This window comes from uncultured Roseovarius sp., assembly GCF_947489715.1.
In the GTDB taxonomy this organism is placed as follows: domain Bacteria; phylum Pseudomonadota; class Alphaproteobacteria; order Rhodobacterales; family Rhodobacteraceae; genus Roseovarius.
The window spans coordinates 109,735-125,835 of the sequence record NZ_CANLER010000004.1 but is presented as its reverse complement, the minus strand read 5'-3'; the positions used below and the strand labels follow the sequence as shown (position 1 = coordinate 125,835).

Here is a 16,101-nt window from a genome sequence, read left to right as displayed (position 1 = left end):
GGCGGATCACCCAAGATCATCCAATAGCTGCCTCAAGGTCAAGCGTGACGAGGCGGAAATTCGCGGAAAACCTCGGATAGCGCAGCAAGGGGTTGGTGAGAGGCGCTGAGCCAAGGCTTTTTCCAGAACCTAAATGATCAATTCACCAGATTCGGAGGTGTATCGCCCGCAAGAAACGCACGCAGATTTTCCACCGCCATCAACCCCATAGCCTCCCGCACTTGCAGAGCCGCCGTACCAAGATGCGGCAGCAGCACAACGTTTTCCAACGCCATCATCTCTTCAGGTATTTCGGGTTCATGTTCATAGACATCCAAACCCGCACCACCGATCTGACCACGTTGCAAAGCTGCGATCAACGCCGGCTCATCAACCACATCACCGCGGGCGACGTTGATAAGGCGCGCATGCGGCGCCATCTGACTGATTGTTTCCGCGTTCATCAAATGGTGCGTCTCTGATGTCGCCGGAACGCAGAGCACTACAAAATCAGCGCCTGCCAATACTTCGAGCATATGCAGATGTCTTGCAGGAAACTCCAGATTTTTCTCGCTGCGGTTGGCGTAGAGAACTTTCATGTCAAACCCATAATGGCATCGCCGCGCCACAGCCTGCCCGATCCGGCCCATACCAATAATTCCGACAGTTTTACCAGTCATGTGCAGGCCCAGCATCTGGGTGGGTGTCCATCCCTCCCATGCTCCAGCGCGTACCAAACGTTCTCCTTCACCTGCCCGCCGTGCCGACATCAACATCAGTGTCAGAGCAATATCCGCAGTAGCATTGGTCACCGCACCGGGTGTGTTGGTGATCGAAACCCCGACAGCGCGGGCGGCCTTGGCATCAATGTGATTGTAGCCGACACCGAAATTCGCCAGGATCTTGCAGCGTGGATTTTCGAAACCATCGAATACCTCGGCGGTGAACATATCACCCAGGGTCGGCATTACACCATCATAAAGCGCTAGTGCAGCGCGCATTTGTCCTGTTTTCATGGGCACAGGATCATAGCGAATCTCTACATCAAAATTGGTGCGCGCCGCCTCGACCACACGCTCCGGCATCGGCCGGGTCAAAAGGATTCGTCTCAATGCATTCTTTCTCCGACAGGGACGTCTTTGTCGGGGCCTAGCAGAACAATTTCACCATCGCTATCCGATAGACCGAGGACCAGCACTTCGGACATAAATCTGCCGATCTGTCGGGGTGGAAAGTTAATGACGGCAACGACCTGACGACCAACTAATACCTCTGGCGTGTAATGCGCCGTGATCTGCGCCGATGTCTTTTTTTCACCAATTTCGGGCCCAAAGTCGATCCACATCTTGATCGCCGGTTTGCGCGCCTCGGGGTAAGGTTCCGATTTGACCACGCGACCCACCCGGATATCGACCTTCATGAAATCATCGAATCTAATCGCATCAGCCATCTGCCAATTCCTTCGAACGATCAGTTGCGGCTTTGACCGTCGACTTCATCAGTGATGGCAAGCCGTTAGTTTCATCCATCAGAACCTCAAGCCCAGCCTGTGTGGTTCCGTTGGGGCTGGTTACATTCACACGCAGTTGCGATGGTTTTTCCTCAGCGGCCTCGGCCAACGCGCCCGCGCCTGCAACCGTCGCCTTTGCCAGCTGCATCGCCAGTTCCGGAGCTAATCCCTGTACCTCACCGGCAGCGGCCATGCATTCAATCATGTGGAAAACATAGGCCGGACCAGAACCACTGACGCCGGTCACCGCATCCATCTGGCCTTCATCTTCCAGTCGCACCACTTGCCCCACAGCACTCAACAATCCTTGAGCCAAGTCAATCTGCGCAGCACTGGTATGTTTGTTACCAATTATTGCCGTAATGCCACGTCCAACGGCAGCGGGGGTGTTGGGCATTGCGCGAACAATCGGGCTTTGGGCACCCAAAGCAGCCTCGAACGCCGCGATCGGTGTGCCGGCTGCTACCGAGACAAACAGCGTTTTGCCATTTCCCATCGCCGCAATCGCAGGCAATGCATCACCCATCATCTGAGGCTTGACTGCAATCAGTACGATCGCGGGTTTGACGGGCAACGCTGCATTGATCTGGACACCGGTTGATTTCAGCCAATCCGAGGGATTGGGGTCAATCACCCAGACCGATTTTGATGGCAACCCATCTGATAACCAGCCCTGCAGCATGGCCGAGCCCATCTTGCCGCAACCCAGCAATACAAGGCCATTCTTGGCCACAAATGACATATCCATGATGGTGTGCCCCCGCGTTGTTCAAAACCGTCGCGAGGGTAGGTTTACGCCCGCCCGTAGGCCTCTGCAATGGCGACTTGCAGTGCATCTTGTGGGTCGCGATCACCCCAGACAACCAATTGAAATGCCGGGTAGTAGCGTTCGCAACTCAGGACTGCGGCGGTGATAAGCGTGTCGATCTGTTCTGGGCTTGGGCCAAGGCCGCCCGCCATAACCAGTCCGTAACGATAGACCATCAGTTTAGGTTCGTCCCAATAGGTAAACGCGCCAGCCCAACATTGGTCGTTGACGTCATTCAGCATGTGATACAGGGCCGGGACTTTTTCTTCCGGCGGCTCCATCTCAAAGCTGCAAACCAGACGTAGGGTTTCATCATAGGCCGACCAGGCCAGAGTGATCGAGTAGGTGCGCCACTGTCCCTCAACCGCCATCGCGATCTGGTCATCGGCGATACGGTCGAAATCCCAGTCATGATGTTCGGCGATATGTTCAACAATATCTATTGGGTGAAGGTCTTCTTGCAAAAACTGCTCGGACAAGGCCATTGCGCCACCTCTTTTTTGTTGTAGCGTTTGGGGCATGGCAGCGCCCCAAGCGCTAGGTGCCTGCTCTACGAGCGGGGGCTATTCCCCACGCTCATACCAGATATGGTGCGGCCTTTCCGGCGACCTGTAAAGCTATTTGTTGTGGATAACCGCAATAAGTTGTGGATGACTAAAACTACCTCCCCATTTATGGTGAGTCTCATGCGTCTCAATTCAAAATCAGCAGGAGAGTGGCTGTAAACACTGACGATGCAGCAATAATTCGATAGGAAATATTAATTGCTGCCTAACAGTCCGGTCTGACGCGCAGTGCCTTTTGCAGCGCCACTATCATAGCATCGCGTTGAGCGCTCAGGTCAGCAAGAGAAGCGCTTCCGATCGCTTCATCAAGCCCATCGACGAGCATTTCGGCAGTTTTAGCGTCTAATTGAGGCGTTCCCAGATCATCCCACCAGCCGTTAAACGTATCCGCAAAGTGATCGCAAAAAGCAGCCAGGCCGCCAGGACCCGCACCCAGACCAAAAAGCGTGGTCGGCCCCATCGCCGCCCAGCGAAGCCCGGGCCCCGCCGATATCGCTTTATCAACATCACCTACCGAGGCGACGCCGTATTGCACAAGATGGATTGCCTCGCGCCAGACAGCGGCTTGCAGCCTGTTGGCGATATGACCGGGAACTTCCTTTCGAACGCGGATTGTTGTTTTTCCGACATCTTCATAAAATGCATCGGCCACATCGACGACACCGGGCGCGGTACGTTCGTTACCCATCACCTCAACAAGCGGTATCAGATGTGGTGGATTGAACGGATGGCCGAGCACGAAACGCGCCGGGTCGCGCCATCCGCCCTGCATCTGCCCCAATGTCAGGCCCGAGGCTGAACTGGCTGTGATGGCTTGGGGCATCAAAGCAGATTCGATTTGTTGGTATAGCGCATGTTTGACCGGTAGGCGTTCGGGAACGTTCTCTTGCACAAAGCCAGCTCCGTCCACGGCTTCTTCTGCCGATCGGTGGAAGGTGATCTTGCTGGGGTCGCCGCGGTCACACAGACTCAACTCCGTCATGATCGGCCATGCATTTTCAATATAGGTGAGCACACTCTTTTCTGCCTCATGTGCAGGATCAAAAACGGCGACCGACCGCCCTGACGCCAGAAAAAGTGCCGCCCAGCTGGCACCAATCACACCCGCGCCCAGAACCGCAGTGTGCGAAGTATACGACATCAGAAAAGCCCTGTGTTGATCGGCGAGGCGGCGGTCATGCCGCCGTCGATTGTAAAAAACTGCCCCGTTGCAAAACCGGCTTCATCCGACGCCAACCAGACGGCCATAGCGGCGATATCAGCAGGTTTGCCAAAGCGGCGGGTGGCATGACGCTCGAGCGCATCTTTGCGGGCAGCTACGGGATCATCCGACAGGTCAAACCCAGCCTCCAACATGCCGGTTTCGATCCAGCCGGGGCAAATCGCATTGCAGCGAACACTCGGCCCATGGTCAACGGCGATGGACCGGGTCAGCCCGTGCACAAAAGCCTTTGACGCGTTGTATAGCGCCATGGACGGGTCTGCGACCCGACCAGAGATTGAACCGATATTTATGATCGAAGCGCCGTTGGACATTTGCGAAAGAAACGCTCGACAAGTGTTGAACACGCCCCGGCAATTGACCCCGATCACCAGTTCCCAGTCATCATCCGTGCTGTCAGCAACAGTCTTCTCAACCTGTACTCCGGCATTATTCACCAGAATATCTATCTCGCCCACCCGGCTGGCAAGAGCAGCGACTTGATCGGGATCGGACACATCCGCAGTTTGCCATGAGCACGCTTCCGGAAGATCGTCGGGACGTGACCCGCGCCCGCAGGTGGTAACTCTTGCGCCTTCAGCCATGAACGCATCAAGAATCCCGCGCCCGATCCCCTGTCGACCGCCGGTCACAACCGCCCTTTTTCCTGTCAAACGTGCCATCGACTGATCACCCTGTTCTACAATTTCATTTGCTGCACCTGCGCGCTCAACCCACCATCAAGTATCCAAAGCTGTCCAGAAGCATAACGCGCCTCATCGCTGGCCAGCCAGTTGACCAGATTGGCGATATCCTCGGGCGTCCCATAGGTTCGCATCGGATGCACATCGCGCACAGCCTGCTGAAGCTGGTCAATGGTCTTGCCACCACCACCCGAGCCATCACCGGTGAAAAAGCTCTGCAGCATCGGTGTGTCGACATAGCCAGGGCAGATCGCATTAACACGGATGCCTTCGGGCCCATGATCGCAGGCCATCGCACGGGTCAGCGCGTGCACCGCTCCCTTTGTTGCGCAATAGGCGGCCAATCCCGGATCAGCAATGAAACCGTCGTAAGAACCAAAGTTGATGATGCTGGCACTTGTGCCGTTTGACGCAGCTTTACGCATCAAGGGCAACGCATATTTTGAGGTTAGAAACGTCCCTGTTGCATTTACGGCAAAGGAAAGGTTCCATTCTTCCAAGGTTGTTTCCTCAATGGATTTTTCGATCTCGATCCCGGCCGCATTCACGAGAATATCCAGAGTGCCGACTTCCTCCGCAATCAGTTCCATCGCGGTGATTGCGTCGGCTTCTTGCGTCACATCAAGCTTAATGAAAGTACTGCCGTCTTCGTCATGGACAGCAAGGGATCCTTCTTGCGTCAAATCCGCTGCATATACCTTTGCCCCTTCGCGGCGAAATCGCGCGACAATAGCCCGGCCAATACCACCACGCCCGCCGGTCACTAGGGCCGTTTTTCCATCCAAAATCATGAGTCTGTCTCCGATACAGGCGGGAAGCGATACCGCGCGGCGGCTTCCGTCCAATCCAGATGGTTGCGGACGTATTCCTGGGCAGCATGGCGCGGTGGGTTGTAGTCCCACGATTCACCCGCGCCAGCCTCCATCGCCGCGTGCAGTGCGCGCCGCGATTTCTGGGTAGTAATTATATCTGCGCGCAGCTTTTCGCTGTCCCAACGCAGGGCAACTTCTGCGGCAAAGGCAATAGCACGGTCAGAATAGCGCGGGTCGTCAGCCACGTTTTTTTGCTCCAACGGGTCAACGGCCAGGTCATACAATTGCGGCGGATCCGCGTCGCAGTGGATATACTTCAGACCACCCCGTCGTATCATGCACACCGGATAGGGTGTCATCTCGGCGCAATATTCACCGATAGCCTCATCCACCGGATCAGCAGATCCACGCGCCAAAGGCATCAAAGATCGCCCATCAACCGGTTCGCCAAACATAGCAGGCGTACCACCGGCAATTTCGACTAAAGTGGGCAGAAGGTCGACCAAAGAACAGGAATTGGAAGCAACGCCATGCACCACTTCTGGCCCGGCCATGATTAGAGGCACGCGAGCGGATTGTTCAAAGAAGTTCATCTTGTACCACAAGCCCCGTTCGCCCAGCATGTCACCGTGATCCGCCGTGACGATGACGATGGTGTTATCCAGCACACCGGTTTCATCCAGCGTGCGCACGACCTCGCCCAGCTTACTGTCGAAATAGCTGACATTGGCCAAATAGGCGCGCCGCGCCCGGCGCACCTCTGCATCATTTAGGGGAACAGTGTGCGCCTCGATCCCCTCCATTATCCGACGCGAAAAAGGGTCTTGATCTTCTGGCGCAAGGACAGATGCGGGCAGGTCGATCTGATCGTCGGAATAAAGGTTCCACCATTCGGGCCGGGCGACATATGGGTCATGTGGATGAATGAAACTGGTCACCAGCAGAAAAGGCGCATCATCCCCTGCAGCCCGATCCCGCGCCCGGTCGAAGAGCCAACGGCGTGCAGCAAAACCCACCTCGTCATCGTAATCGATCTGAAAGGTGGCCTGGGCCACACCGCTTTCCTTGATTGTCTGCATATTATGATACCATTTGTCGATCCGCTCATCCGAAGCTTCCCAATCAGGAGTCCAGGCGAAATCGGCCGGGTAGATATCGGTCGTGATGCGATCCTGGAAACCATGCTTCTGATCCGGACCGACAAAATGCATCTTACCCGAAAGACAGGTACGATATCCAAGGGCCTTGAGGTAATGTGCAAAGGTTGGAACCGAAGCGCGGAATTCGGAGGCGTTGTCATAAGCAGCGATCCGGCTGATCAACTGCCCCGACATGAATGCAAAGCGCGAAGGCGCGCAAAGTGGTGAGTTACAGTAGGCCGCATCAAACCGCATCCCGCGGGCGGCGATTGCATCCATATGCGGCGTCTGGGCGACCGGATGACCATAGGTGCCGGTCCAGTGTGGTGCCAATTGATCGGCCATCACAATGACGATATTGGGCTGCATCACTCCCAACTTCCGCAGAACTCACTTTGCCATATGCGGCAGGGCGAAGGGATGGGTTTGGGAGCATTGGCTAGCTCGAAACTGCAGGGCATATCCGTCACGGGGCTGCCCTCTGATAGGCGTCCAGAACCAACCCGTGAAAATGATGCACCGCATGCTCGGACTTGCCGGACCCTGACGGGTCATTCACGATTCTGCCCTGCGCAAATGCAGGCGTATTCATCCCGCGCTGCACACTTTCCACCAGACCAATATCCTCAACCTGCAACACCTCATCCAGATATCGCATCGCATCCAGTTCCATTGCGTCCGGCTCGGGCGTTTCCAAGAAGAAATCATAGGTTTCCAGCGTTCGGTCAGGCCCCACGGGGATGATGTTCAAAACGATCATGCTGGACCTCCCCGGGTACCGCATCAGACAGGTTGTGGGCCATAACCACCAGACCGCATGGGTCCGCACGGTAGCGTTCGATACATCATAGGCGGAGTTGGTCCCTTTCCCTGCCTCGGCCATATGGCTTGAATAGATGTCATATGTTGTGACTTTGTAGGTATCCATATCAACCAAGTCACAAAAATCCTTATGCGCCGTCGGACAATGATAACATTCAAGGAAATTATCGACGACATTCTTCCAGTTTGACTTGATATCGTAGGTCAGCCGCTGCCCAAAGGTTAGCTGGTCGATATCCGGCGCCCAGTGTCTGATCTCGGTTTCAAGATTGCCTGTTGTTTCGCGCAGGGATGCGGCGTTCGGGCTCAAGTTGACGTAGATAAAGCCAGCAAATTCTTCAACCTGCACCTGGTCCAAACAAATGTCGCCGGTGTTGAAATCTTCCAGATGTTCCGTCTCAGGCGCGCGCACAAGTTGCCCGTCCAGCTTATAGACCCAGGCGTGATATGGACACATGATGCGGGTTGTGTTTCCTTCACCAGTCAGCAAATGGTGCGCGCGATGCTTGCAGACGTTGTAGAACGCCTTCAAATTCCCATCACGGTCGCGCACTATGGCGATTGGATGTCCCGCAATATCAACAGTCATAAATGAACCGGGAGCGCGTAGCTTTTCGACATGGCAAACCCATTGCCAGGAGGTGGCAAGGATAGCCTGCTGGTCAGCTTCAAACCATTCATCTTGCGTGTAGGCTTCAGCCCGCAAGGAAAGGGACTTTCCAGGGTCTGCTGAGTAACCTTGTCCGATGCTCAGAAATTGAGATTTTGACGGTAGATTGCTCACGTTTTCTTCCCCGAATTCCCTAATGCTTGATGTTAAGAATGCGGACCGGTCAGATCACAGTCTGTGCATTATTCGCCATTGAATGTACTTTAACCGCCATCAGCCTGCGATTTTTTTCGCCTATACATCGGCCATGCCCGAAATTCGAATGGCACACGCCCATCGATACGGTCCTGACTAGGTGTTGCATCGAACCGTGCTTTGTAAGCCCGGCTAAAATTAACCTGACTGGCGAAGCCTGCTGCCAGCGCCACTTGCGCCATCGGCAATTCCGTCTGCGTCACCAATCCACGCGCGCGGTCCAGTCGAATATCACGGTAATAAAGCTGTGGAGTGGTTTTGACATATGCCTGGAAAAGCCGCACCAGTTGTCGCTGCGAAATCGCTGCCTCCTCACAGATCTCGGGGATGCTGATAGGAACCTCCAGATTTGCTTCCATGATCTCAATAGCCCGACGAACTTTAGGCGGGGCCGTGTTGCCCAAAGGTTCAAAATGTTCGTCTGTCTGATGCGTCCCCGGCCCGCGCACTGCGCTATGGAACAAGTATTTGGCACAATCATTGGTCAGCGCATCGCCTATCAGTTCACGCAAAATGAACAATGCATAATCGGCCGAGGCGCTGCCACCACAACACGTGCCAATGCGGCCATCATGCAAAAACAAATCCTCGACAACCTCAACGTCCGGAAATCTCTCGCCAAAAGAATCGATATGCTCGTAGTGCACTGTCGCACGGCGCCCTTTCAACAAACCGGCCTCGGCCAGAATAAAGCCCGCCGTGTCGATACCACCCACATAGGTTCCGGCACTATGAAAACGACGGATGGTGGACAGCAAGGCCGGACTGGCAAAGGCCTCAGGCGTCCAACTGCTACTGACGACGGCAACATCTGGCTGCAATTGTTTTAGTTTTTCCAACGACTCAACTTCGACGTTCAGCCCATTACTGGCACGGCAATATCCACCCGTCTCAGAAGCAATTCGCCACCGGAAGAGCGATTTGCCACTCAGGTAGTTCGCAGCGCGAAACGGATCCAGAAATGCCATCGTGCCCGCCAGATTGAAATGCGGGGTTACTAGGACAAGCAATTCAGTCAGGTCAGAAGCGGAGCGGCGCATGTGGCCAATTTAGTATAATTTCCGGCAAATGGGTATTCTAACTGACAACAAGAAGTCTTTGATCTTCCAACCCCATCGACAATAGATGGGGATTGCTAAGCTGCACTGATTTGAAATCGGCTTTGGACGTCAGGCCACGCCAACCGCACAGGATAAGACTTTGCGCAACCGCGCTGCCAAGGGTGGCCCCCGGCCCCAGAACAATAAACACATCCGGCATGAATTCACGCGCGGCCACGCGGATGGCGGTAGAGAAATCATAAGGTGCAATAACCTGATGGCCCAAGGTGTAGTTGCGCAAGTTAAAACTGTCCGTGGCGCGCGGGTGCCAAATTGCACCGCGACCGTCGATCAAGGGAAGGATTGGAGAGCTAAATAGGTCTTCGCCAAGCCTATTCTGACCTTCGGTTGCGACAGGTGTCTGCATCCGGCTGTGAAATCCGGCATGACCCGGTAGGCGTAATGGAAAGCGTTGCTGAACGACCGGCATCTCAGCCTTAAAGGCACTTAGACCTTGGACATCGCCCGCCAAAACCAGCATTCCCCCCAGATCAATCGACAGGGTTAGATTGTGCCCGGGCCGTCTGTTGATCTCGGCCATTTTTTCCTCGATCCGTTCGCGTTCACCCGGGATCAGGCACCAGTTTTCGTCGACGAACGGGTAAATCAACTGCCCACCGATCATGTGCTCCTGCATCAATGTGCCCATCGTATTGACCACGCGGAGCCCATCAAGCGCGCTCAACGCACCAGCGCAGGCCAATGCGATATACCAACCCATAGAATTCCCGGTGATTGCGAGAATGTCGAACCGGTCGCGGTCAATGGCCAGGAAATCAGCAAAGGCACAAGCGTGGATCAGCCCGCTGGCATTATCGCCGCGGGTATGTTTCGCGCCGGAAAACCGTTCAGCTCCATCAAGTGCTGATAGCGGTTCCTGACCCTCCTTTTTTCGGTATCGATCGAACTGAATCATCAAATCGGAAGAGCCTGAGTGGTGGCGCTGGAAGTATCCAAGCTCATCCCGATTATAGGTGCCCCTTCCAGGGGCTACGACAACAGCGGTTTGTTTCATGCTGCACCCCAAAGCTTACGTGCCGCATTGGCAATCGAAGCGCGGGATGGCATCGTCGCGGCATAGGCAGGACCAGTGGCGATAAAACTGTCATAAGCGGCAATGCGAGCGTGGGGCAGATCAGACCGTTCATGCAGCAATGCCATCAACGCCTCGGACTGACTGCCGGTGGTGCGGCACTCGTCGACGATCAGAACTTTTTCTGCGCCGTCGAGCGCACTCAGGATACCGTCTTCGGGCAACGGAGCTAACCAGCGCAGGTCGATGATGCGTGTCGCAATTCCCTCATCGGCCAGATCACGAGCCGCCTGCGTCGAAAGATACCTACCATTGCCGTATGTCAGGATGGCCAGTGGCCCATCGCCTTCGGTCCCGACCTCTCCCAGTCCGATCCGCTGACCGGCCGGCGGGTAAGTTGCGATCCAGCCACCGTCCTTTTCATCCATCAGGTCTCGCATCGGATAAAGCGCGATGGGTTCGACCATCACCACCACGCGTTGTTCTTCGCGCGCAAGCCGTACACATTCGCGCAGCATCATGGCCGCATCATCCCCACGCGACGGGCAGGCTACGATGATGCCCGGAATATCGCGCAGTACAGCCAGTGAATTATCATTGTGGAAATGCCCGCCAAACCCCTTTTGATACCCAAGACCGGCAATCCGGATGACCATCGGATTGGTGAATTGCCCGTTCGAAAAAAACGGCAATGTCGCAGCCTCGCCCCGCAACTGATCCTCGGCATTGTGCAGATAGGCTAGAAACTGGATTTCGGGCATCGGGACGAAGCCGTTATGCGCCATACCGATGGCGAGGCCGAGGATGGATTGCTCATCCAGCAGCGTATCAATCATGCGGTTCGGGCCGAAACGATCTATAAGCCTTTGGGTCACGCCATAAACACCACCCTTGCGGCCGATATCTTCACCCATCATGACGATTTCGCCGTGTTCGATCATCAGATCCGTCAGTGTCCAATTCAGCAGTCGCGACATGTGCTGGGGCGTATCCAACTGCATAAAATCGGCACCAAAGGCCGCTTTGCGCAGCTCTTCTGATGGTCCGTTGGTCGGCGCGCATTCGCGCGTTGTCGGGATAATTGACGCCATCACCTGATCAGCGGTCTGCAAACGAGGCCGGCTCACCGCTTCAGCGGCTACGCGTGCACATTGATCTTCCGTTTCTTGATAGACTGCTAGCACTTCATCTGCGTTCAGTATTTTCTGGTCGATCAGCAGCCGTGCAGAGTGCAGCAGCGGATCATCTGCCTCCCAGCCTTCGAATACGTCCTTTTTCAAATATGCCTGCTGCAGATCTGACCCTGCATGCCCATAAAGTCGCACGAGCGACAGATGCAGGAATGCTGGCTTACGGCGATGCCTTACATAGGCCGCAGCCTCATGCGCCACACGATAAGTATCGTAGAGGTTGAGACCATCGGCATGAAAATACTTCAACCCTGGCTTCGCTTGGTAATTTGCCTTGACCCATCCACCGGGAGTGCGCACCGAAATCCCGATGCCATTATCCTCACACACGAACAACAATGGCAGTGGGATGGATTGATATGAAGTCCAGCAGGCAGAATTGATCGCGCCTTGAGCAGTCGAATGGTTCGAAGACGCATCGCCAAAAGAGCACATGACGATCCCGTCATCTTTGAGCGTGGCATGTTCCAGGCGCTGACGCTTGGCCAGACCGATGGAATAGGCCGCGCCAACAGATTTCGGGAGGTGGCTGGCAATAGTCGAGGTTTGCGGCGGAATGTTGAGAGATTTCGACCCCAGTACTTTGTGTCGTCCACCGCTGATCGGATCTTCGATTGAGGTCGAGAAGCTCAGCAACATGTCCCAGGCCGGTGTTGTGCCGGGCACCTGGGTAGATCGCATGGTCTGAAACGCACCGTCGCGGTAGTGCAAAAAAGCCATATCGGTCGGGCGCAAGGCAGCGGCTACGGCGGCCATACCTTCATGACCCGAGGACCCAATGGTATAATAACCCTGCCCTGCGGCCTGCATCTTACGAGATCGGCGATCAAGGTTACGGCTGAGGCATTGCGCACGGAAAATCGCCACTGCCTGAGTTTTCGACAACGGACCAGCAGCAGGCGTCCCAATGGGCATCGTTCCCGAATGTAGTGCATCCCGAAATGTCTTGTCGACAATATCCGCCCTGTCCATTCAGGTTTCCTCCGGTCGCGTCCCGCCAGAGCACCGCGAACATCGCCCGCCCGGACTTCTCTTGCCGATTGATACCAAAAACAAGCCCAAGCGATAGCCAAAATCGCTTGGAATGTTTCAATGTAAGGTAGGGTTTATTTTTTAGCAGAGGCTCCCAGAGCATCTAGGCGCGCTTTAAGCGCCTCGTTCTCTTCGCGCGCTTTCTGCGCCATTGCGCGGACGGCGTCAAATTCCTCGCGGGTTACAAAATCCCGATCCGCCAGCCAGCGATCCATTATGGATTTCATCGCTGTCTCAGCCTCGTCCTTAGCGCCCTGCGCCACGCCCATCGCGTTGGTCATCAGTTTCGAGATGTCATCAAGCACTTTGTTACGGGTTTGCATAGGAGGTCTCCGGCATAACTGTTGCCTCTTATATGGTGTGAATTGGAGCGTATCACAAGGTTGACTTCCCCTGACTTGCAACACACACAGTGCGCCATGCAGGCCATGATCCCATTCCCCGAAATTTCACCCGAGATTTTCAACATCTCGCTCTTTGGTATCGACTTTGCGCTACGCTGGTATGCGTTATCCTATATCGCTGGAATACTGATCGGCTGGAGGCTGGTCGTGGCCACAGTAAAGCGCCCCAAGCTTTGGGCAAAGGATACGCCGGTTCTAAGCGTTTCAGAGGTCGAAGACCTTCTTACGTGGGTCATTCTGGGTGTAATACTTGGGGGCCGGTTGGGCTTTGTGCTGTTTTACAAACCTGCCTACTATTTGCAAAATCCGGCGGAAATCCTGCAGGTGTGGCAAGGCGGGATGTCTTTCCACGGCGGGTTGATCGGCGTCATCATTGCTTGTTTTGCCTTTGCCTGGAGGCGCGGCGTACGCGGCTTTTCGGTGGCTGATATTCTATGTATGGCGACACCCGTGGGGCTGCTGCTTGGTCGGGTCGCTAATTTCATCAATGCCGAGCTTTGGGGGAGACCGACTTCGCTGCCTTGGGGAGTCGCGTTCCCCGGCGCCGCAGCACAGGATTGTCCGGGCGTCGAGAGTATTTGCGCCCGTCACCCCTCACAGCTATATGAGGCACTGCTTGAAGGCCTGATACTAGGACTTGTCCTATTGTTTCTGGTCTATCGGCGCGACGCGCTTAAACGCGTTGGATTCGTGACGGGTGTGTTTTTTGTTGGATACGGAATTTCACGTTTCATAGTCGAATTTGCCCGACAAGCGGATGCGCAATTCATCTCACCTGAAAATCCGCTTGGCTATGTCATACAATTCGGACCTACTGGCCTTAGCATGGGGCAACTTTTGTCGCTGCCGATGATCGCCTTTGGCCTTCTCATGATTAGTCTGGCAAGACGGCGCGTAAAATGAACGGATTGCGGGAACATCTGCTGCGCCGGATTACCGCAAACGGGCCTATAACACTGGCCGACTACATGTCCGAATGCCTGTTGCATCCCAAATCTGGCTATTACGCCACCCGCGATCCTTTGGGTGCGGCAGGGGATTTCATCACCGCACCAGAGGTCAGCCAGATGTTTGGCGAACTGATCGGGCTGAGTCTTGCACAAAACTGGATGGATCAAGGCGCACCAACGCCTTTCATTCTTGCCGAAGCAGGCCCCGGTCGTGGAACACTGATGGCGGATGTTTTGCGCGCCACGCGAACCATTCCGGGATTTCACGACGCGATGGAGCTGCATCTGATCGAAATCTCAGAACCCTTGAAACTTCGACAGCGCCAAACGATAGCGCGCGGCGACATCACATGGCATGATAACTTAAGCAGCTTGCCCGACCTTCCATTGTTCCTGATCGCCAATGAGTTCTTCGACGCGTTGCCCATTCGGCAATTTCAGCGTGACGGAAATAGCTGGCGCGAGCGCCAAGTGGGCATCCTTGAAGAGGATCTGGCCTTAGGATTGTCGGATCCAATGGCACCATCCCAACTTGAACACCGCCTGGAAGATACAAAACCCGGTGACATCGTGGAATTCTGCCCGTCGGGCGCATTGGCTGCCGAGGTGATTGGTGCACATATCACGCAACAAGGTGGGTCGGCATTGATCGTGGATTACGGTGATTGGCGATCCCTTGGCGATACGTTTCAGGCATTAGAACGTCACGTCCCGGTCGACCCACTCGCCAATCCCGGACAGGCTGATCTGACTGCGCATGTGGATTTCGAAGCTCTGGCACGCGCCACACCATCCCGCTACAGCCGCCTGACGCCTCAAGGGGTGTTTCTGGAGCGGTTGGGTATTACGGCACGCGCACAGGTTCTGGCCAAAAATCTTACCGGCGACGCCCTGCAATCGCACTTAGCTGCACATCGGCGCTTGACCCAAGCCGAGGAAATGGGGACGCTGTTCAAGGTACTTTCCTTTTATCCCGACGGGGCCTCTCCCCCACCCGGACTGGAACCATGACACTTGAAATTCTGACCGCCGATTGCCTGGCCCCGCTGCGCCACGGTTTTTTCACCCGCAAGGGCGGCGCATCCTCGGGCGTTTTCAAAGGGCTGAATTGCGGGCTTGGTTCGTCAGACCAGGCCGAAGTGGTCAAGATCAACCGCGCCCGTGTCGCAGACGCGATGCAGGTGGCCCCGGATCATCTGGTCACGGTCCATCAGGTTCATTCGCCGGATGTCCAGATGGTCGAAGGCCCATTGACCGGCAAACCCGAGGCGGATGCGATGGTCACCGCCACAACCGGCATGGCGCTGGCTATTCTGACCGCCGATTGCCAACCGGTTCTTTTTGCCGATAGCAAGGCCGGGGTCATCGGTGCGGCGCATGCCGGCTGGCGCGGTGCATTGGACGGGGTGCTGGAAGCAACCGTGGCGGCGATGGAGAGCCTGGGTGCCCTGCGCACTGACATCAAAGCGGTCATTGGCCCCTCGATCAGCCAGGCTGCGTATGAGGTGGGCGCCGAGTTCATCGACGAATTTCTGGACCAGGATCAGTACAACAGCCGGTTTTTTTCAAATGGCAAAGGCGACCGCTATCAATTCGATCTAACCGGCTATGGTTTACACCGGCTACGTACCGCTGGTGTCGGCCATGCTGAATGGACCCGTCATTGCACTTATTCCGATCCCGACCGGTTTTTTTCGTACCGAAGGGCCACCCACGCCCGTGAAGCCGACTACGGCCGCCTGATTTCAACCATTCGTTTATGAATAGGGCAAGACAGCGGCACCTTGACGGTCTCCCCTGCCCGATTTCCTTCACACAAGGCTCAGTTTCAGACGCAGTATCCTAAAATTATATATTAATTTTAAATGTTTACGCGAAACTTGCGTCCAAATCATAATTCCACTGAAAATGCCCGGATATCCCTGCCAATTAATTCCAAATCGTCAAATCATGGCCGCAAAGTCTGTTCATATTGAGGACAGTTAA

Annotated in this window: 16 protein-coding genes; 3 read left to right on the top strand and 13 right to left on the bottom strand. The window is 55.2% G+C overall.

The window, feature by feature from the left end; genetic code table 11:
• Nucleotides 1-137: 137 nt before the first annotated feature.
• The 13 genes from Q1B27_RS12305 to Q1B27_RS12245 form a co-directional block, all read right to left on the bottom strand.
• Nucleotides 138-1,091: a D-glycerate dehydrogenase gene (locus tag Q1B27_RS12305; protein ID WP_299847964.1), complete on the bottom strand. Its 954-nt coding sequence runs from the start codon at nt 1,089-1,091 to the stop codon at nt 138-140.
• The gene (locus tag Q1B27_RS12300) at nt 1,088-1,429 is read right to left on the bottom strand and encodes a tRNA-binding protein (protein WP_299847963.1); all 342 of its coding nucleotides are present in this window, start codon (nt 1,427-1,429) and stop codon (nt 1,088-1,090) included. The genes Q1B27_RS12305 and Q1B27_RS12300 overlap by 4 nt, the downstream gene beginning before the upstream one ends.
• The gene (gene proC / locus Q1B27_RS12295; RefSeq protein ID WP_299847962.1) at nt 1,422-2,237 is read right to left on the bottom strand and encodes a pyrroline-5-carboxylate reductase; all 816 of its coding nucleotides are present in this window, start codon (nt 2,235-2,237) and stop codon (nt 1,422-1,424) included. The genes Q1B27_RS12300 and proC overlap by 8 nt, the downstream gene beginning before the upstream one ends.
• A gap of 44 nt (nt 2,238-2,281) precedes the next feature.
• Nucleotides 2,282-2,782 (bottom strand): YbjN domain-containing protein, encoded by a 501-nt coding sequence (locus Q1B27_RS12290; RefSeq protein WP_299848326.1) that lies wholly within the window; start codon nt 2,780-2,782, stop codon nt 2,282-2,284.
• Between the two features lie 286 nt (nt 2,783-3,068).
• The gene (locus Q1B27_RS12285) at nt 3,069-4,004 is read right to left on the bottom strand and encodes a 3-hydroxyacyl-CoA dehydrogenase NAD-binding domain-containing protein (protein WP_299847960.1); all 936 of its coding nucleotides are present in this window, start codon (nt 4,002-4,004) and stop codon (nt 3,069-3,071) included.
• Nucleotides 4,004-4,747, bottom strand: coding sequence for an SDR family NAD(P)-dependent oxidoreductase (locus Q1B27_RS12280; RefSeq protein WP_299847958.1), 744 nt, complete (start codon nt 4,745-4,747; stop codon nt 4,004-4,006). The genes Q1B27_RS12285 and Q1B27_RS12280 overlap by 1 nt, the downstream gene beginning before the upstream one ends.
• Before the next feature lie 17 nt (nt 4,748-4,764).
• Nucleotides 4,765-5,559 carry an SDR family NAD(P)-dependent oxidoreductase gene (locus Q1B27_RS12275; protein ID WP_299847956.1) on the bottom strand — a complete coding sequence of 265 codons (795 nt, stop codon included), beginning with the start codon at nt 5,557-5,559 and terminating at the stop codon, nt 4,765-4,767.
• Nucleotides 5,556-7,088, bottom strand: a complete 1,533-nt coding sequence (gene betC, locus Q1B27_RS12270; protein ID WP_299848325.1) for a choline-sulfatase — start codon at nt 7,086-7,088, stop codon at nt 5,556-5,558. Before betC ends, Q1B27_RS12275 begins: the two co-directional genes overlap by 4 nt.
• Before the next feature lie 97 nt (nt 7,089-7,185).
• Nucleotides 7,186-8,325, bottom strand: a complete 1,140-nt coding sequence (locus Q1B27_RS12265; RefSeq protein ID WP_299847954.1) for a ring-hydroxylating oxygenase subunit alpha — start codon at nt 8,323-8,325, stop codon at nt 7,186-7,188.
• A gap of 89 nt (nt 8,326-8,414) precedes the next feature.
• On the bottom strand, nt 8,415-9,374 hold the full coding sequence (locus Q1B27_RS12260; RefSeq protein WP_299847952.1) for a GlxA family transcriptional regulator: 960 nt from the start codon (nt 9,372-9,374) through the stop codon (nt 8,415-8,417).
• 109 nt (nt 9,375-9,483) lie between these two features.
• Nucleotides 9,484-10,521, bottom strand: coding sequence for an ACP S-malonyltransferase (locus Q1B27_RS12255; RefSeq protein WP_299847950.1), 1,038 nt, complete (start codon nt 10,519-10,521; stop codon nt 9,484-9,486).
• Complete coding sequence (locus Q1B27_RS12250; protein ID WP_299847948.1) at nt 10,518-12,701, bottom strand: thiamine pyrophosphate-dependent enzyme; 2,184 nt, start codon at nt 12,699-12,701, stop codon at nt 10,518-10,520. Before Q1B27_RS12250 ends, Q1B27_RS12255 begins: the two co-directional genes overlap by 4 nt.
• Nucleotides 12,702-12,835: 134 nt before the next feature.
• Nucleotides 12,836-13,084: an accessory factor UbiK family protein gene (locus tag Q1B27_RS12245; protein WP_299847947.1), complete on the bottom strand. Its 249-nt coding sequence runs from the start codon at nt 13,082-13,084 to the stop codon at nt 12,836-12,838.
• A gap of 96 nt (nt 13,085-13,180) precedes the next feature.
• Here Q1B27_RS12245 and lgt point away from each other — a divergent pair, with 96 nt between their 5' ends.
• From lgt to pgeF, 3 genes are read left to right on the top strand one after another with little or no spacing between them, the layout of a single operon-like run.
• On the top strand, nt 13,181-14,068 hold the full coding sequence (lgt, locus tag Q1B27_RS12240; RefSeq protein WP_299848324.1) for a prolipoprotein diacylglyceryl transferase: 888 nt from the start codon (nt 13,181-13,183) through the stop codon (nt 14,066-14,068).
• Nucleotides 14,065-15,126, top strand: coding sequence for an SAM-dependent methyltransferase (locus Q1B27_RS12235; RefSeq protein ID WP_299847944.1), 1,062 nt, complete (start codon nt 14,065-14,067; stop codon nt 15,124-15,126). Before lgt ends, Q1B27_RS12235 begins: the two co-directional genes overlap by 4 nt.
• Nucleotides 15,123-15,878 (top strand): peptidoglycan editing factor PgeF, encoded by a 756-nt coding sequence (pgeF, locus tag Q1B27_RS12230; protein ID WP_299847942.1) that lies wholly within the window; start codon nt 15,123-15,125, stop codon nt 15,876-15,878. Before Q1B27_RS12235 ends, pgeF begins: the two co-directional genes overlap by 4 nt.
• The last annotated feature ends 223 nt before the right edge of the window (nt 15,879-16,101 follow it).

What these genes read in the sequence shown, in the direction of transcription:
- Q1B27_RS12300 (WP_299847963.1), bottom strand. Translation starts at nt 1,429, where the DNA reads ATGGCTGATGCGATTAGATTCGATGATTTCATGAAGGTCGATATCCGG.
- proC (WP_299847962.1), bottom strand. Translation starts at nt 2,237, where the DNA reads ATGGATATGTCATTTGTGGCCAAGAATGGCCTTGTATTGCTGGGTTGC.
- Q1B27_RS12290 (WP_299848326.1), bottom strand. Translation starts at nt 2,782, where the DNA reads ATGGCCTTGTCCGAGCAGTTTTTGCAAGAAGACCTTCACCCAATAGAT.
- Q1B27_RS12285 (WP_299847960.1), bottom strand. Translation starts at nt 4,004, where the DNA reads ATGTCGTATACTTCGCACACTGCGGTTCTGGGCGCGGGTGTGATTGGT.
- Q1B27_RS12280 (WP_299847958.1), bottom strand. Translation starts at nt 4,747, where the DNA reads ATGGCACGTTTGACAGGAAAAAGGGCGGTTGTGACCGGCGGTCGACAG.
- Q1B27_RS12275 (WP_299847956.1), bottom strand. Translation starts at nt 5,559, where the DNA reads ATGATTTTGGATGGAAAAACGGCCCTAGTGACCGGCGGGCGTGGTGGT.
- betC (WP_299848325.1), bottom strand. Translation starts at nt 7,088, where the DNA reads ATGCAGCCCAATATCGTCATTGTGATGGCCGATCAATTGGCACCACAC.
- Q1B27_RS12260 (WP_299847952.1), bottom strand. Translation starts at nt 9,374, where the DNA reads ATGGCATTTCTGGATCCGTTTCGCGCTGCGAACTACCTGAGTGGCAAA.
- Q1B27_RS12255 (WP_299847950.1), bottom strand. Translation starts at nt 10,521, where the DNA reads ATGAAACAAACCGCTGTTGTCGTAGCCCCTGGAAGGGGCACCTATAAT.
- Q1B27_RS12250 (WP_299847948.1), bottom strand. Translation starts at nt 12,701, where the DNA reads ATGGACAGGGCGGATATTGTCGACAAGACATTTCGGGATGCACTACAT.
- Q1B27_RS12245 (WP_299847947.1), bottom strand. Translation starts at nt 13,084, where the DNA reads ATGCAAACCCGTAACAAAGTGCTTGATGACATCTCGAAACTGATGACC.
- lgt (WP_299848324.1), top strand. Translation starts at nt 13,181, where the DNA reads ATGCAGGCCATGATCCCATTCCCCGAAATTTCACCCGAGATTTTCAAC.
- Q1B27_RS12235 (WP_299847944.1), top strand. Translation starts at nt 14,065, where the DNA reads ATGAACGGATTGCGGGAACATCTGCTGCGCCGGATTACCGCAAACGGG.
- pgeF (WP_299847942.1), top strand. Translation starts at nt 15,123, where the DNA reads ATGACACTTGAAATTCTGACCGCCGATTGCCTGGCCCCGCTGCGCCAC.